The sequence below is a fragment of the Legionella qingyii genome, from assembly GCF_003184185.1.
In genome coordinates this window covers 44,367-61,510 of record NZ_QHJG01000010.1, presented here as the reverse complement: position 1 = coordinate 61,510, position 17,144 = coordinate 44,367, and the positions used below count along the sequence as shown (strand labels likewise).

Sequence of the window (17,144 nt, the reverse complement as noted above, 5' to 3'; positions counted from 1 at the left end):
GTTACGGCTTGCGCCTTCACCCACGCTACACTGATTTTCTTAGTTGACATCATTGTAGTGGGGCTGGATAGGAGCAAATTACTGTTCTCATGCAAACTTATCCATCTCCTGCTAAATGTTTCTTTAGTAGAGCATTGATTTGTTCCGGATTCGCCTGTCCTTTGGTTTGCTTCATGATCTGTCCTACAAAGAATGCGAGTAGTTTCTCTTTTCCTGCTCTGTAATCCGCTGTTTGCTCAGGATACTGTTGAATCAATTTAATAATCATTTCTTCCCATGCCGCTGTATCATCAACTTGTTGATATCCTTCACGCTCGATAATTGCCTCAATATCCTTCTGACCAGCCCACAGTAAAGCAAAAATGGCGCGTGCATTGTTTAAAGAAATGACTGCGTCATGTAATTTATTAAGAAGATGCGCCATGAGCTCTGCGGATATACGAGGGGTATCAAACGTTAAGTTCTCTTCGTTTAAAGCAGCAGCATATTGACCTTTTAACCAGTTAATAATTACTTTTTCCGGAGCGCGACATTGAGCTTTAACCGATTTAAAAAACTGATAAACTGCAGGTGAAGAAAGAATAAAATTAATGTCTGCTTCATTCAGGGACGGTATGTTTATTAATTCGGCATGAATTTTATCGGGTAAATCAGGTAAATTATTTTTTACTTCCGCAATGAGGAAGCGAGTGATTTGGATGGGCAGTAAATCAGGATCAGGGAAGTATCGGTAATCGTTTTCATTTTCTTTACTGCGCATGGAATGGGTTGTATTCGTATCAGGATTATAAAGGCGTGTTTCCTGAATTATTTGCTGTCCACGTTCTAGGAGATCCTGATGTCGCGCTTGTTCATAAGCTATGGCTTTCTCAATAAAACGAAATGAATTTAAATTCTTCAATTCAGTTCGTGTTCCTAGAACAGAAGAGCCTTTAGGTTTTAATGATAAATTGACATCACAACGGAAACTGCCTTCTTGCATATTTCCATCACAGATTCCCAAGAATTGGACTAACTGATGCAATTTTTTAAGGTAGCTTACTGCCTCATGGCTCGAAAACAAACAAGGAGCGGTGACTATTTCCAATAGGGGTGTTCCTGCACGGTTTAAGTCAATACCACTGTACCCAGAATGTACTCCATGCAATGATTTACCTGCATCCTCTTCTAAATGTGCGCGTACAATCAAAACATCTTTTTTACTGCCATCATTCAAAGTAAGTGCCAATTTACCATTGCTCACTATAGGCTTTTGAAATTGACTTATTTGATATCCTTTGGGTAAATCCGGATAAAAATAATTTTTGCGTTCAAAAACGGATTGATCATTAATGTCAGCTTGGATGGCCAAGCCAAACTTAATTGCCATAATGACTGCTTCCTGATTCAATACCGGTAAAACTCCAGGAAATCCTGCGTCAATAAAGCAGGTTTGAGAGTTAGGAGCGGAACCGAACGCAGTAGATGCGCCAGAAAAAAGTTTTGATTTTGTTTTTAGCTGAGCATGTACTTCAAGGCCAATGACTGTATCCCATTCCATAATTCACCTTTATTGCTTTGGACTGGTCAAATGCCAGCTGGTTTGTTGTTGATAATGATGGGCAATCTGGAGCAAACGGTTTTCACCAAAATGTTTGCCCATCAGTTGCATACCTATAGGTAACCCATTAGCAAAGCCTGCGGGTATCGAAATCGCGGGAAGTCCAGCAAGATTAGCAGCGACAGTAAAAACGTCAGCCAGGTAATTTTGAATTGGATCAGCAACTTGTTCACCTAGTTTAAACGCACATGTTGGGGTTGTTGGTCCGAGAATCACATCAACGGATTTCAGTGTTGTAACTAACTCTTCCTGAATAAGACGACGGATTTTTTGTGCTTGCAAATAATACGCATCAAAATAACCCGATGAAAGTACGTGGGTTCCTGTCAGAATTCGACGCTTTACTTCAATACCAAAACCTTCACTACGTGTATTGCGAATCAGTTCGGTTAATGTAGATGCATTGTCACTGTGATAGCCAAAGCGTAATCCGTCATAACGCGATAAGTTAGAGGAGGCTTCAGCACAAGCAACTACATAGTAGCAGGGTACCCATAAAGGTTGGAGATTCAAATTCAAATGGATAATTTCGGCGCCCATTTGTTGAAAAACCTTGACTGCCTCGTGAATCGCTTGTTGTATTTCTTGTTCTACCTGGGGTTGAAAAAAGCACGAAGGCAGACCAATTTTTAGTTTGGACAGGGGGTTATTGAGTTCCGTATAATAATCGGGAATTGTTGTCTCAACTGAAGTGGAATCTTGGGGATCAAAACCTGCCATAGCTTGAAGTACTAATGCAAGATCTTCAGCACTTCGAGCGAGCGGTCCTGCTTGATCCAGACTGGATGCATAGGCAATCATGCCGTAGCGTGAAACGAGTCCATAAGTGGGTTTAATTCCACTAATTCCACATAAGGCAGCAGGTTGCCGTATTGAGCCCCCAGTGTCGGAGCCTATGGCGAAAGGAACTAAGCCAGCAGCTACAGCGGCTGCTGAGCCTCCAGAGGAACCCCCTGGAACACGTTCTCTATCCCATGGATTTTTTACAGCACCAAAGTAACTGTGCTCATTGGAAGATCCCATGGCAAATTCATCCATATTGGTTTTACCAATTAGAATGGAGCCTTGTTCGAGTAATTTACTGGCCAAGGTTGCTTCATATGGGGATTGGAAATGCTCCAGCATTTTTGATGCACAGGTAGTCGGCATACGTTTGGTACAAAATAAATCTTTCAATGCCATAGGTATTCCAGTAAGAATTTTCCCATGGCCTTTTTTTAATTTTTGATCCGCTTTTTGAGCTTCAAGTAGAGCATGTTCTTCATCTAAACTGATAAAAGCATTTAAATCATTATGCTTTTTGATTTGCATTAGGTAGTGCTGAGTTAATTCAGTGCTAGATAGTTTGCCCTGATGCAACGCTTGCGATAATTGTTTTAAGGATAAATTTTCCATGATTACTTACTCTGGTCTATAACTTGAGGTACTAAATAAAGATCCTGTTCAAATTGTGGTGCGAGGGCTTCTAGTTCAGACAGACATTTTCCTTCAGTAACCACATCGGTTCTTAAACGTTGATTTAAAGCAAGGGGATGAAAAAGTGGTTCTACATCTTGGGTATTAACCGAGCATAGTTGATCGACAAAATTCATTATCGCGTTAATATCTTCAATGAGTTTTGGTGAGTGCGCTATATCTGAATCCAGATAGGCCAGCTGAGAAATTTTCTCTAATTCTTTTACCGAGATGGTCATAAAAATGGTACCTCAAAGAGTTAACATCTCATTATACCGAGGATGTTATAACTTATAAATACAATTATATGTGTAGCCTACGCTGCACTCAGACTACAATGATAATGTTTGTTATTTTTTTAGATAAGGGAATTCATTTTGCAATAAATTAATTACATGGTGTAATTGTTCCTTACTTTTTACAATAAGAAGCACAGTATCATCACCTGCAATGGTACCTAATATACCTGAGTTTTGGGTACCTTGAGGTGAATAAGAAACAAATTTTCTGTCAATAAAAAATGCTAAGCTGTTCGCATTCCCCGGGTGTGTATGAAGCACGATAAGTCCATAATCTGATACTTGCATGTTCAATACCAAAGGTAGGTTAGGCATACTGAAATCTACTACTTGGTAAGTACCGCCTATTTTTGCAATTTTAAGTTTTTTCAACCTTCGCGATAGAGTTGCCTGGGGGATAGTGTAGCCGCGTTCCTTTAAGCTATTTTGCAAATCGATTTGTTCTGCAATTTTCTCTGTTTGCACAATATTTAATATATGCCCATCTAGAGCAGCATCTTGACTCATTCATATCTCCGCTTATTTATGATTAAGTGAATACAAAACCATCTAAAGTGAAATTATATTCAAAATATCTTGACAGGGCAAGTTGCGGTTGGTAAATTTGAATAACGCATAAAAACTGGATTTATATTCACATGAAACATATATTTTTTATTTTTTTAGCGGGTCTTGCTTTGTTTATTTCTCTTTGCTATGCCAAGGTATCAGATGATAATATTCAATATATTCATTTTGCCGTAGCAGCGGAATATCCACCATTTGAATACAATGATCATGGTGAAATCAAAGGCTTTGATATTGATCTTGCGCGCTTGATTGCAAAAAAACTTGGAAAGAAAGCATTCTTTGACACCATGCAATTCAGCAGTATTTTACCGGCTTTAAGCTCGGGGCAAGTTGATGCAGCAATTTCTACGATTACCATCACAGATCAGAGAAAAAAGAATTTTGATTTTACTGAACCTTATTATTTCGAAAGCATGGCTGCTGTTTTTCCTGACACAAAGCCGATTAATGATGTGACGCAACTAGCTAATAAGAAAATTGCAGTGCAATTAGGCAGTACGATGGAAATTTGGTTAAAAAAGAATATGCCAAACACCAATCTTTTAGTAATGGATAATAATAATCAAACAATTGCTGCTCTCAAAGCCGGCCATGTTGATTTGGTTCTGGTTGATGGCGTTCAGGGAGCTGTATTTAGCAAGAAAAATCCTGGGTTATCCTTTGCTGTTATAGCTAAATCAGCAGATGGCTATGGTCTGGCACTAAAAAAGAATTCTAAATTAACTCAAAAAATAAACCATGCGTTACACGAGTTGGAACAAAGTGGTGAGCTGGACTCACTCAAGAAGAAATGGCTGGAGGACACAAAATGGAAGAGTTAAAACAAAATGTCCTCTATATTGGTGAGGGAACCCTAGTTACATTAATACTGTTACTTGGTGGTTTATTGATAGGGACTTTATTAGGTACCTTATTGGCTTTATTGCGATATCAAGGGATTATGAAGCCTATAATAAATGGATTTATTTCAGTAATGAGAGGGACTCCAGTAATTTTGCAACTTAGTTTTATCTATTTTGCTGTACCTGCATTAATCGGCATCAAAGCAAATATTTTAGTGGCTGGACTTTTAACTTTTGGCTTGAACAGTTCGGCATATATTGCAGAAATTCTGAGATCAGGAATTGAACATTTACCTAAAGGCCAATTTGAAGCAGCAAAAACCTTACAAATCCCCGGCTTTTATTTGTGGAAAGATATTGTTTTACCTCAAGTAGTTAAAAATATTTTTCCTGCATTCATTAATGAAATGATTGCCTTGCTGAAAGAAACTGCATTGATTGCGACTATAGGGGGAATGGATTTGATGCGCAGGGCACAATCGGTTGCCGCAGAGCAGTTTACCTATTTTGTTCCTTTGTGTATTGCAGGATGTTTTTACTACGGTATGGTTCTCTTGATTGAGTTCCTGGGCAAGAAAGTGGAACAAAGGGGGCTTTATGCTAGCAATTAACCAAGCCAGTAAATATTTTGGTTCTCTACCTGTATTAAATGATATTAGTATAAAAGTACAAGCAAATACGGTGCTGGGTTTAGCAGGACCGTCAGGAAGCGGAAAATCCACACTGTTGCGTTGTATACAACAACTAGAAACTTTGGATTCAGGTTCGATTGAGGTTGTCGGCAACAGTGGTTTTATGTTTCAGGATTTTCAGCTTTTTCCACACATGACTGTGATGCAAAATTTGGTGTACGCACCTCGTTTACAAAACAAAACAGTAAATCATGAAGAACAGGCGCATGCGTTACTGATGAGCTTAGGGATAAGTAATAAAGCATCTGCTTATCCTCATCAGTTATCTGGTGGACAAAAACAACGCGTTGCTTTAGCGCGAAGTTTAATGATGAAGCCTAATTTATTACTTTGTGATGAACCAACATCGGGCCTTGATCTGGCAACAATTGATGAAGTGAGCTGCTTATTAAACTCAGTAAAGTCTCTAGGAGTTACAATGGTTATTGCGTCTCATGATCTTGATTTCCTCAGTAAAATATCAGATCGCATGGTTGTTCTAAAAGGGGGGCAGCTCGTTGCAGATGTAATACCTAAGGAATTGGCTGAACCTATTTTACATTTAAAACAATACTATCAGGAGTAACCCATGACTGAATCGATTAAAAAAATTGTCCTCGCCTATTCGGGTGGCCTGGATACATCAGTAATGATTCCATGGCTTAAAGAGCATTACCAGCAAGCTGAAATCATCGCCATGGTTTGTGATTTAGGACAAAATGAAGATTTAGAGGCAATTAAAGAGAAAGCTATAAAAAGTGGTGCCTCAAAAGCCTATGTTATGAATGTTCAAGATGAATTTGTGAGTGACTATTTATGGCGATTAGTCAAAGCTGGGGCTCTTTATGAAAATCAATATGTTTTAGGCACGATTTCAAGACCTTTAATCGCAAAAAAATTGGTTGAAATTGCAATGCTGGAAAAAGCAGATGCTATTGCTCATGGGGCTACTGGAAAAGGTAATGATCAGGTTCGTTTTGAATACACAGTAAAAGCTTTAGCTCCTGAACTTAAAATTATCGCACCATGGAGATCGTGGAAGATTAAGTCCCGACAAGAGGCGATTGAATATGCTAAATTGCATGGAATTGAGGTACCAGTGACACCTAAATCACCTTATTCTCGTGATCATAATCTTTGGTATATTTCACATGAAGGAGGCGTTTTAGAAGATCCAGCACAGCCTCAACCTGATGATTTATTGCTGATGACTACATCTTTGGAGCAATCACCAAACCATTCAGAATTAGTGAGCATTGAATTTGACCACGGCGTACCTGTTGCTCTAAATGCAAAAAAAATGAATTCAGTAGAGTTACTTAAAGAACTGAATAAAATTGCAGGCACTCATGGAATTGGAGTTGCTGATATTGTTGAAAACCGATTAGTTGGAATGAAAATCAGGGGCATATATGAGGCACCTGCAGCCGCAGTTCTTTATAAAGCACATCAGATGCTCGAAAGTTTATGTCTTGATCGAGCGACTTTGCATTTAAAACAATCGTTACAACAAACTTATGCCAACCTTGTTTATGAGGGACGATGGTTTTCTCAAGCCAAGAATGCTTTGGACGCGTTGATTGATGTGACTCAAGAGCATATGACTGGAACTGTGAGTGTCCAGTTATTTAAAGGGAATATAATACCTCATGGAATGCAGTCTCCATATAGTTTGCATGATCCGGCTTTGGCTACCTTTGAAGAGGATGGAGTTTATAACCAAAAGGATGCTGAAGGATTTATAAATTTATTTTCTTTATCAGCACAAGTTTATGGCAAGGTACATAAAGGAGATAAATAATGGCGCATAAAACCTGGGGAGGGCGGTTTAAGAAAGAACTCGATCCTAGAGTGGTGCATTTTAATGCTTCTCTTGCTTTTGATAAGGTACTCTATGCCCATGATATAGTGGGGAGTCAAGCGCATGCAAAAATGCTTGCCCGCCAAGGGATTATTTCCGACAGCGAAGCTGATTTGATTTGTAAGGGATTGGAAGAAATAAGCCATGAAATCGAAAAAGGAGTTCATGAGTTTGATGCATCTTGTGAAGATATTCATATGTTTGTGGAACAATTACTGATTGCTAAAATTGGCGAAGTCGGTAAAAAACTGCATACCGGCCGTAGCCGTAACGATCAAGTTGCTCTGGATTTAAGATTATATTCTCGTGATGCTGGTATGCAGATTAATACCCTTTTACAAAATTTAAATCAGGCGTTGGAAGAGCTCGCCAGACTCCATGCAGATGATAAACTTCCAGGGTATACGCATTTGCAACAAGCTCAGCCTATTTATTTAGGGAAATTTTTTACTGCTTATTTAGCAATGTTTCAACGTGATTTAGAGCGTTTGCATGATTGGCAGACACGAATGAATCGCTCCCCTTTAGGTGCTGGAGCTTTGGCAGGAAGTTCTTTGCCCCTGGACCGTATGTGGGTTGCAGAAACTCTGGGTTTTAATGGGGTGATTGAGAATACTTTGGATGCAGTCAGTGATCGAGATTTTATCATTGAATTTTGTGCTGCTGCTTCAATTATTATGATGCATTTGTCCCGTTTAGCTGAGGATTTAATTCTTTGGGCCACACAAGAGTTTGGTTTTATTACACTTGATGATTCTTTTGCGACTGGCTCATCTTTGATGCCTAATAAGAAAAATCCCGATGTCTTGGAGTTAATCAGAGGTAAAAGTGGTCGGGTTTTTGGGCATTTAATGGGAATTTTAACAGTCATGAAAGGGTTACCCCTTGCGTACAACAAAGACATGCAAGAAGACAAAGAATGCTTGTTTGATACAGTAAATACATTGGCTGTTTGTTTAGAAATTATTACTCCCTTCCTGAGGAGCGTTCAATTCAATACTAAGTTGATGGAACAAAAAGCCAATAGCGGTTATTTGAATGCCACTGCAATATTGGAATCTTTGGTATTGCAAGGAGTGCCTTTTAGGGATGCGCATCATCAGGTGGGTTTGTGGGTTCAGGCTGCAATTGATAAAAATTGTTCGCTTGAAGAGATTATTAATAATAAAGGATTGTAGGGCGTAATCCGGTGCTTTGTATCATGGGTATAGTGTATCCATTATTGTTCCCTTCTCCCCTGGGGGAGAAGGTGCCCTTCAGGGCGGATGAAGGAGTACACTCACCCCAACCTCTCTTTCACAAGTGGAAGAGGAGATTTTCATAAGGATACGCTGTGTGCTAAGGCTATGAGATTCTTGCAGAACACTATTTTTAAAGTAGAATGACATGTACACCATATTATTCTATTGAGTTAGTCATTCATGTTGCATTACAAAACCCAAGGGGGCGTTGAAGTTGAGTGTTCTCAAATTACCCTGGACTATCAACAAGGTATAGAGAATCTTCTTGAGCATTTAGATTCACAAAGAGGAGCTTTATTTGCCTCAAGCTTTGAATATCCTGGACGTTATACATGTTGGGATATCGGTTTTTATAACCCGCCTTTGGCTTTTATTTGCAGGCAAAATTTAATTCAAATTGATGCTTTAAACCAACGCGGTAAAATTCTCTTAACGTTCATTATTCCATTATTGGAACGTGAAAAGTTTTTAGAGATCGTGTCGCAAAATGATGCATTGCTGCAAATCAAAATTAAAGCGTCTAGTGAAGTCTTTAGCGAAGAAGACCGTAGCCATCAGCCCTCTGTATTTACTGTAATCCGTCTGATACTGGCCTTTTTTAAACTGGAAGATGAGTCTTATTTAGGATTATATGGTGCTTTTGGTTTTGATTTAATTTTTCAATTTGAAGATTTATCAAAACATAAAAAAAGAGAACTATCTCAACGAGATATGGTTCTTTATTTACCTGATGAAATTTATGTTGTGAACCATCGCAAAGAAGAAGCATTTCTTAGGCGTTATGATTTTCAATTTCAAGGTCAAACAACAAAATCATTTAAGAGAGAAGGGGTATATGCGGCATACCAATCCTCCAATAAACCTGAAAAAGTATGTGATCATTTACCCGGAGAATATGCACAGGTTGTAAATAAAGCTAAGGAACGTTTTGCTTGTGGTGATTTGTTCGAAGTTGTTCCGAGTCAGACTTTTTACACTCATTATGAGGACCAGCCCTCGGCTTTATTCAAACAAATGCGTCAATTAAATCCCTCACCTTATGGTTTTTTCATTAATTTAGGCGATGGCGAATATTTGGTTGGTGCCTCTCCCGAAATGTATGTACGGGTCCAAGGAAAAAGAGTAGAAACTTGCCCAATTTCCGGGACGATTAAACGTGGTGTCGATGCGATTGAAGATGCGGAGAACATTCAGATCTTATTGGATTCAAAAAAAGAAGAATCTGAATTAACCATGTGTACTGATGTGGATAGAAATGATAAATCGCGTATTTGTGAAGCAGGCTCCGTAAATGTAATAGGTCGCAGACAAATTGAAATGTATTCGCGAGTGATTCATACCGTAGATCATGTTGAAGGCATCTTAAGAGAAAACTTCGATGCTGTGGATGCTTTTTTAACTCATATGTGGGTCGTTACTGTAACTGGTGCTCCTAAAATTTGGGCCCTTAATTTTATTGAAGAACATGAAAAATCCCCTCGTAAATGGTATGCCGGTGCCGTAGGCTGGTTTGGTTTTGATGGAAATTTAAATACAGGCCTGGTTTTAAGAACTGTGCGTATTGAAACAGGAGTTGCCGAAATTCGAGTAGGAGCCACTTTGCTTTATGATTCAGTTCCTGAATCTGAAGAACAAGAAACACGTTTAAAAGCATCTGCTTTTTTAGATATGCTGCAAAAGCGTGAAATGATTGCCCAGCACAAGACAGTACATTTACCATTAACCGGAAAAGGAAAGCATGTATTACTTATAGATCACCAAGATTCTTTTGTGCATACTTTGGCAAATTATCTCCGTCAAACTGGGGCGGAAGTAAGTACAGTTCGTTTTGATAAAGCCTTGCAGTATTTACAAAATCAAAAATATGATCTTGTTGTTTTATCTCCAGGTCCTGGCAAACCAAGCGATTTCAATTTATCCCAGACAATTGCAACCGTTCTTTCTCTTGATACTCCTTTGTTTGGAGTTTGTTTGGGCTTGCAAGGAATTGTTGAGCATTTTGGTGGCGTTCTGGATATTCTAAAGTATCCTATGCATGGTAAACCCTCAATCATCAATGTGATCGATAACCCAGAATTATTTTCTGGCTTGGGAGCCAGTTTTAAAGCAGGGAGATATCACTCCCTTTATGCGCGCTTTAATGCAATGCCAAAAGAACTAAAGGTTACTGCAATGAGTGATGACGGTGTGGTGATGGCTATTTCCCATCAGCAATTACCAATTCATGCAGTTCAATTTCATCCTGAAACCATATTGTCTTTAGTTAACCAAGCAGGTTTAAAAATTATTAATAACTTGATGGGGATGGTTTAAAACAATGCGCAATAAGATATTAATGCTTTATGCTGTATCTTTTGTTTTGGGTATTGTGGTTGGTCTTGTCGGGTCAACATTTCGCTTATCAATTGATGTGCTTGGTAATCTGTTGCATAATTTTTTTCAGTTTCTTAGTCTCCATGGATGGCCAGCCGGATTGATTTCAGGGTTGGTCTCTATGGTTATGGTTTATGCAGCCTATTTTGCGGTAAAGCACTATGCTCCTCAAGCATCTGGCAGTGGCGTCCCCGAAATTGAGGGTACCTTACTTCATTTAAAAACAATAGTTTGGCACCGGTTATTACCCATAAAATTCGTTTTTGGAATTTTAGCACTTTCTGCGCAAATGATTTTGGGGCGAGAAGGGCCTACAATTCACATTGGTGGTAGTTTGGGGGAAATGCTCGGAGGTTTATTTAACCTGACCCGACGTAGAAGGGATAGTTTGATTGCTTCAGGTGCTGCTGCGGGTTTAGCTGTTGCATTTAATGCGCCTTTAGCAGGAGTCATTTTTGTCATGGAAGAAATGCGCAATCAGTTTAATTATTCTTTTACAAGTTTCAGTATGGTCGTTATTTGTTGCATTACAGCGACAGTTATTCTTGATTTGATCATTGGTCCTCAACCAACGATTCCAATGAATGTATTTGAGTTTCCTCATCTTGATTCTTTATGGTTGTTTGCCCTATTTGGCATTGTGGTAGGGTTTGTGGGACTTTTATTTAATCTTTCTTTAATAAAAACTCTAACACTACTGGATAAACTCACTTCAAGACAAAAATCATATTACGTCCTAATCGTAGGGTTTTTGATTGGTTATATAGCTGTATACCATCCAGCTGCAGTAGGTGGAGGAATGCATATTATTCACCAGGCTTTAACCATGTCACCTGGATTTGGCCTGTTATGTTTTCTTTTAGTAGTACGATTTATAGGAACGATGGCGTGCTATGGAACCTCTGTTCCAGGAGGAATTTTTGCTCCTATTCTTGCTATAGGAACACTTCTTGGTTTGGCGATATTCCATATTTTAGAAATGTTACATATTGATTTTTTAACCCAGCCTGGCATGTTTGCAATTGCCGGAATGGCAGCACTTTTTGCTTCATCTACACGCTCTCCAATAACCGGAGCAGTATTGGTAGTGGAAATGACGCATAATTATTATTTAATTTTTCCAGTGATGATGGCATGCATTACTGCAACGATTGTGCTGCAGCTTACTCCGAATGAACCGATCTATGAGCAATTACTAAATCGTGCCCTTCGTTTGGACGCTAAGAATCTAAGTAAATAACAGCGCAAGGGATTCAGATTGCAGCCTGGGTGAATGAAGTGGAACTCGGGATAACCTTTTATCAGAAAACTCGAGTTCCACTTCGCTTCACGCAGGTTACACCTGCAGTATTGCAAGTTATTGGCTCAAAAAATCAATCGACATGCACAACAATTTTGCCGAAATGGGCACCAGATTGCATATGTTGGTGCGCTCCTTCAATTTGTTCCAGTTTAAACTCCGAATCAATTATGGGGGTTAATTTTTTTGCCCTGAGGTCCTCTATCCACGTTTTATGCACCTCGTCCCACAATTTGATTTTTTCTTCAAGAGATTGGGAGCGGAGTACAAAGCCAATAATTTGTAATCTTTTACGCATAATCAGAGCAAGATTGCATTCCACCCTACTTCCTTTGAGGCACGCGATCTGGATGAGTTTGCTTTTAGGCTTTAATAAGTGCAGATGCTTATCAAAATAATCACCACCTACAAAATCAACGATTAAATCAACACTATGATCTTCAATTAGGTCTTCAAAATCTTGCTTACGGTAATTGATGACTTGATCTGCACCGAGTTTGCTTGCTTTTGCCACTTTATCATCACTTCCTACCGTAGTGATTACGTGTGCATGGCTTAATTTTGCCATTTGAATTGCCAGTGAGGAGATACCACTTCCTGCACCATGAATTAGTAAGGTTTGTCCTGATTTAAGTTTCCCTAGATCAAACAAAGTGGCATAAACGGTTGTCAAGGATTCAGGAAGTGCTGCGGCAAGCGTATAATTCCAGGTATCAGGAATGTGCTGAGCTAATGAGGCTTCAACAGGACAATACTCAGCATATGCACCACTACCAACTAACCCATAAACCTTATCCCCAAGTTTAAATTGAGTTACATTCGTACCGACCGCAACTACTTCGCCAGCGACTTCCAATCCAAGTACTTCAGTTTCTCCTGGGGGAGGGGGGTATTTACCATAACGTTGCATTATATCCGCTCGATTGAGGGCGGTTGCTTTAACATGCACTAAAATTTGCGACTTACTGCATTCAGGCTTAGGGCCGTTTTCAATGATCAATCGATTGTGGGGGCCTGGATTTTCTATATGTACGTAGCGCAAAATATGTTCCTTGATTAACGATTAATTGCAACCTGGATGCCTCATAGCGGAACCCAGGAGTTTCAGTAACGAGCATGCCTGGATTTCACCAGGCTATTTTACTACTTTACTTAAACATCCATACCTATATAATGCTTATACAGTCCCTCTGATATATTGGGCAATGGCTAAATTCAATCACCAACGTCTTTCTGCTTGGCTTTTTATAGTTCCACAACTTGTTGTTACCCTGATGTTTTTTATTTGGCCTGCATGTAATGCATTGTTGCAATCTTTTTTTTATACGGATGCTTTTGGCCTTCATAAAAAATTTGCAGGATTTTCCAATTTTGTGGATCTTTTTTTAGATCCGAGTTACAGCAAGGCAATATGGGTAACTTTTATTATCGCTTTTAGTGTGACCTTTTTCACGATGAGCTTAGGGCTCTTTATGGCCATATTAGTGAATAATAGAGGTAGGACGCAAGGGGTTTATAAATCTTTATTAATATGGCCTTATGCTGTAGCCCCTGCAGTAGCAGCTATTTTATGGCGTTTTTTATGCCATCCTACTTTAGGATGGATGACCCATATTTTGCAGTCATTAGGGATTAATTTTGATTATGTTAATAACGTAAATCAGGCATTTGCTGTGGTTATTCTTACTGCCAGTTGGCAGCAATTCAGTTATAATTTTTTATTTTATCTTGCTGCACTTAAAGCGGTTCCTTCGTCTTTAATTGATGCAGCAATAATCGATGGTGCTTCTGGATGGCAACGCTTTTGGCAAATTATTTTTCCACTTTTATCACCAACAACTTTTTTCCTGCTCATTATGAATTTGATGTATGGTTTTTTTGATACTTTTGGCATTATTCAAGTGATGACACATGGTGGTCCTGGTAATAGTACGACTAATTTAATTTATAAAGTATATCAGGATGGGTTTGAAGGAATGGATTTGGGAAGTTCATCAGCTCAATCGGTATTACTAATGCTTATTGTCATCATTGTTTCTTTAGTTCAATTTAAATACCTCGAAAAAAAGGTTCATTACGCATGAAATCATATGTAGCTCGTATTTTATCGCATGGATTTTTATGTTTTTTTGTTATTTTGATGTTGTTGCCTGTTTATTTGGCATTTGTTGCTGCCAGTAACGAAGGCAGCGTTATGATGCAATCTCATATCCCTATAGTTCCAGGTTCTTTATTTTTTAAAAACTTGAAGGCAGTGATGACTGAAGGTTTGGCTGTTACAGGTGGGGAACCTATTACCTCAATGTTGTTGAACAGTTTTTTTATGGCCATGGCCATCGCCTTGGGAAAGATTATTTTTGCCTTAGGCTCTGCATTTGCTTTGGTTTATTTTGATTTTCCTTTTAAAAAATTATGTTTTGCCATGATCTTTACTACCATGATGTTGCCCATAGAAGTAAGGATTGTTCCTACATTTCAGGTGGTTGCCTCTTTTGGATTATTAAACTCATTTACTGGATTAACATTACCTTTATTTGTGTCTGCAACAGGAACTTTTTTGTTTCGTCAATTTTTCAAAACCATACCTCCTGAACTTGTTGATGCGGCAAAATTGGATGGAGCAGGGGCTGTACGGTTCTTTTTTGATATTGTATTGCCATTATCCAAAACTCAAATTGCATCATTATTCGTTATTTTGTTTGTGTACGGTTGGAATCAATATCTCTGGCCATTAGTGATTACTACTGAAACAAAAATGGCTACTGTGGTTATGGGTATTCGATATTTAGCGGGAGTGGCCGATCAAGTTCCACAATGGCATTACATTATGGCTGTTGCATTGATTGCTTTGATTCCACCTTGTATGGTGGTGATGTTAATGCAGCGCTGGTTTGAAAAAGGGTTAAAGTAAGCATGGCAACAGTCAGTCTCATTGAAGTTTCGAAGAATGTTGGACCAACAACGATTCTGGATAACATAAACGTTAGCATTAAAAAAGGCGAATTTATGGTGATTGTTGGTCCTTCTGGATGTGGAAAAACTACATTACTACGTTTAATTGCAGGTCTGGATGATATAAGTTCTGGTTCCATATTAATTAATAATCAATGTGTTAATGAGATACCTGCAGCAAAAAGGGATATGGCTATGGTTTTTCAAAACTATGCTCTTTATCCTCATATGACCGTATTTGAAAATATGGCGTATGGATTAAAAATGAGGCGTTTTAAAAAAGCAGACATTAAGCAACGAGTACATGAGGCGGCGCAATTATTGCAGTTAACTCCATATTTAGAACGCAAACCTCAGGCACTTTCTGGAGGACAAAGGCAAAGAGTTTCCATGGGTAGGGCGATGGTGCGTTCTCCAGCTGTTTTTTTATTTGATGAACCCTTATCGAATCTTGATGCAAAATTACGTACAGAAATGCGCCATGAAATTCGTCGATTACACCAACAACTAAAAACTACCAGTTTATACGTAACACATGATCAAACGGAAGCCATGACCATGGCGGAACGTGTTTTGGTACTTAATCAGGGCATTGTTGAGCAGATAGGTACTCCTCAGGAGCTGTATCAAAAGCCAGCAACTTTATTCGTTGCAGGATTTACAGGACAATATCCTATGAACTTAATATCTGGTATCTACGATAAATCAAGCCACAGTGTGCATACAGATTATGGAATTCATTATCCTGTTTCAGAGCTAGTACAAAATCTTGAAGATAAAGATGAATTGGTTTTGGCGATTCGAGCTGAGCATGTTTTGCTTTGCTCCGAAAATAATCCAAAAGCGATCCCAATTGATGTTGAGTTTGTAGATGATATGGGGGCAGACAAGCTCATTCGCGCAAAATGCATCAAAAATGGTCGATCTCTTAATTTGCGCATTACAGCGGATCAACCCATAGCAAGTGGACAATTCTGGGTGGAGCTACCTACAATTAAATTACATCTTTTTGATAGTAAATCTGGAAAACGTATTGGAGAATGGAGTGAGTAAAGAAAAAAACAAACTAAAGCCAATTGATACCCCGATTTATCGCTATTGGTCTGCATTATATATGTCTTTCTATTCACGACTTCTTTATATAGATGTTGGAAAACGTTGGAAGGGACTTGGTATTTTTTATTTCTTATTGGCTATTGCCGTATTTTCCATCCCATTTGCCTTAAGAATAAGCTTCAGTTTAGACCAATCTTTTAAAGAACAAATTACTGATCCTTTATCAAAAATTCCTGTTTTTTATATACAAAATGGTGAAGTCTTTCTTAACAAGCCTATGCCATATTTCGTCAAGAACGATAAAGGACAAGTAGTTGTGATTATTGATACTACAGACAAAATCAATGATTTTACTGCGGATTACCCTTATCTTGCGATTTTGATTAACAAAAATAAAATTTCTTTGAAAGTACCTAGCCTGACAGTGTTTAATATGCCTCAATCACAGCCAAGCAAAGGCGCACCTATAGTGCAATCCTTTGATAAAGGAACCAATGTAGTGTTTGATGGTAAAAAGTATGCGGAAAGCAGTTCAATACAGAATTTGAAATATTTCTCGGAACTACTGATTTACCCTATGGTTGTAGCAATGTTTTTTTCCATGTTTTTAGTTATTTTTCTTGTCTTAGGATTTCTAGGGCAAGTTTTTGCGAACGTATTTTTTTCTTTTAATGTAACATTTGCTCAATCATGCCGACTTTTGGCTGTTGCTGCAACTCCTATGTTATTACTGTTGTTCATTTTGTTAATTTTTAATTTTCTTTTCCCAGGTTCAGGCTTCATTTTATCTGCATTACTTGTCATATATTACAGTTTTTCACTGCATTCTCTGCGCGCAGAAAGTAGAAGAGTTGCTCGTTTATAAGATGAAAATAGTTGTTAAACCAATTTTGCATTGAAGCAAAATTGGTTTCGAATATAACA

At 38.5% G+C, this 17,144-nt stretch carries 16 protein-coding genes; 11 read left to right on the top strand and 5 right to left on the bottom strand.

Translation table 11 applies throughout. From position 1 onward, the window contains the following. Positions 1-97: 97 nt before the first annotated feature. The 4 genes from gatB to DGG96_RS07685 all read right to left on the bottom strand — a co-directional run bounded on the left by gatB (position 98) and on the right by DGG96_RS07685 (position 3,861). Positions 98-1,540 (bottom strand): Asp-tRNA(Asn)/Glu-tRNA(Gln) amidotransferase subunit GatB, encoded by a 1,443-nt coding sequence (gatB, locus tag DGG96_RS07700; protein WP_110142159.1) that lies wholly within the window; start codon positions 1,538-1,540, stop codon positions 98-100. A 9-nt stretch (positions 1,541-1,549) separates the two neighbouring features. Beyond that, positions 1,550-2,995, bottom strand: coding sequence for an Asp-tRNA(Asn)/Glu-tRNA(Gln) amidotransferase subunit GatA (gatA, locus tag DGG96_RS07695; protein ID WP_110142158.1), 1,446 nt, complete (start codon positions 2,993-2,995; stop codon positions 1,550-1,552). Between the two features lie 2 nt (positions 2,996-2,997). Beyond that, on the bottom strand, positions 2,998-3,294 hold the full coding sequence (gatC, locus tag DGG96_RS07690) for an Asp-tRNA(Asn)/Glu-tRNA(Gln) amidotransferase subunit GatC (protein ID WP_110142157.1): 297 nt from the start codon (positions 3,292-3,294) through the stop codon (positions 2,998-3,000). 111 nt (positions 3,295-3,405) lie between these two features. Beyond that, complete coding sequence (locus DGG96_RS07685) at positions 3,406-3,861, bottom strand: arginine repressor (RefSeq protein WP_110142156.1); 456 nt, start codon at positions 3,859-3,861, stop codon at positions 3,406-3,408. A 131-nt stretch (positions 3,862-3,992) separates the two neighbouring features. Here DGG96_RS07685 and DGG96_RS07680 point away from each other — a divergent pair, with 131 nt between their 5' ends. The 7 genes from DGG96_RS07680 (at position 3,993) to clcA (ending at position 12,152) form a co-directional block, all read left to right on the top strand. Next, positions 3,993-4,745 (top strand): substrate-binding periplasmic protein, encoded by a 753-nt coding sequence (locus tag DGG96_RS07680; protein WP_110142155.1) that lies wholly within the window; start codon positions 3,993-3,995, stop codon positions 4,743-4,745. Further along, positions 4,733-5,377 (top strand): amino acid ABC transporter permease, encoded by a 645-nt coding sequence (locus DGG96_RS07675; RefSeq protein ID WP_110142154.1) that lies wholly within the window; start codon positions 4,733-4,735, stop codon positions 5,375-5,377. Before DGG96_RS07680 ends, DGG96_RS07675 begins: the two co-directional genes overlap by 13 nt. After that, on the top strand, positions 5,364-6,023 hold the full coding sequence (locus DGG96_RS07670; RefSeq protein WP_110142153.1) for an amino acid ABC transporter ATP-binding protein: 660 nt from the start codon (positions 5,364-5,366) through the stop codon (positions 6,021-6,023). The genes DGG96_RS07675 and DGG96_RS07670 overlap by 14 nt, the downstream gene beginning before the upstream one ends. 3 nt (positions 6,024-6,026) lie before the next feature. Beyond that, positions 6,027-7,238 carry an argininosuccinate synthase gene (locus tag DGG96_RS07665; RefSeq protein WP_110142152.1) on the top strand — a complete coding sequence of 404 codons (1,212 nt, stop codon included), beginning with the start codon at positions 6,027-6,029 and terminating at the stop codon, positions 7,236-7,238. Beyond that, the gene (argH, locus tag DGG96_RS07660; RefSeq protein ID WP_110142151.1) at positions 7,238-8,476 is read left to right on the top strand and encodes an argininosuccinate lyase; all 1,239 of its coding nucleotides are present in this window, start codon (positions 7,238-7,240) and stop codon (positions 8,474-8,476) included. The genes DGG96_RS07665 and argH overlap by 1 nt, the downstream gene beginning before the upstream one ends. Before the next feature lie 243 nt (positions 8,477-8,719). Then, positions 8,720-10,852 (top strand): anthranilate synthase component I, encoded by a 2,133-nt coding sequence (locus DGG96_RS07655; RefSeq protein ID WP_110142150.1) that lies wholly within the window; start codon positions 8,720-8,722, stop codon positions 10,850-10,852. A 4-nt stretch (positions 10,853-10,856) separates the two neighbouring features. Continuing rightward, positions 10,857-12,152, top strand: coding sequence for a H(+)/Cl(-) exchange transporter ClcA (gene clcA / locus DGG96_RS07650; protein ID WP_110142149.1), 1,296 nt, complete (start codon positions 10,857-10,859; stop codon positions 12,150-12,152). A gap of 133 nt (positions 12,153-12,285) precedes the next feature. Here clcA and DGG96_RS07645 read toward each other — a convergent pair whose 3' ends face one another. Then, the gene (locus DGG96_RS07645; RefSeq protein ID WP_110142148.1) at positions 12,286-13,254 is read right to left on the bottom strand and encodes an NAD(P)H-quinone oxidoreductase; all 969 of its coding nucleotides are present in this window, start codon (positions 13,252-13,254) and stop codon (positions 12,286-12,288) included. Between the two features lie 163 nt (positions 13,255-13,417). Between DGG96_RS07645 and DGG96_RS07640 the strand changes: the two genes are divergently transcribed. The 4 genes from DGG96_RS07640 to DGG96_RS07625 are packed head-to-tail and all read left to right on the top strand — an operon-like array spanning position 13,418 to position 17,085. Beyond that, positions 13,418-14,296 carry an ABC transporter permease subunit gene (locus DGG96_RS07640; protein WP_110142213.1) on the top strand — a complete coding sequence of 293 codons (879 nt, stop codon included), beginning with the start codon at positions 13,418-13,420 and terminating at the stop codon, positions 14,294-14,296. Continuing rightward, positions 14,293-15,123, top strand: a complete 831-nt coding sequence (ugpE, locus tag DGG96_RS07635) for a sn-glycerol-3-phosphate ABC transporter permease UgpE (RefSeq protein ID WP_110142147.1) — start codon at positions 14,293-14,295, stop codon at positions 15,121-15,123. Before DGG96_RS07640 ends, ugpE begins: the two co-directional genes overlap by 4 nt. A gap of 2 nt (positions 15,124-15,125) precedes the next feature. Continuing rightward, on the top strand, positions 15,126-16,217 hold the full coding sequence (locus DGG96_RS07630; RefSeq protein ID WP_110142146.1) for an ABC transporter ATP-binding protein: 1,092 nt from the start codon (positions 15,126-15,128) through the stop codon (positions 16,215-16,217). Further along, entirely contained in the window at positions 16,210-17,085 is an 876-nt protein-coding gene (locus DGG96_RS07625) for a DUF1189 family protein (RefSeq protein ID WP_110142145.1), read from the top strand. Before DGG96_RS07630 ends, DGG96_RS07625 begins: the two co-directional genes overlap by 8 nt. Positions 17,086-17,144: the final 59 nt, after the last annotated feature.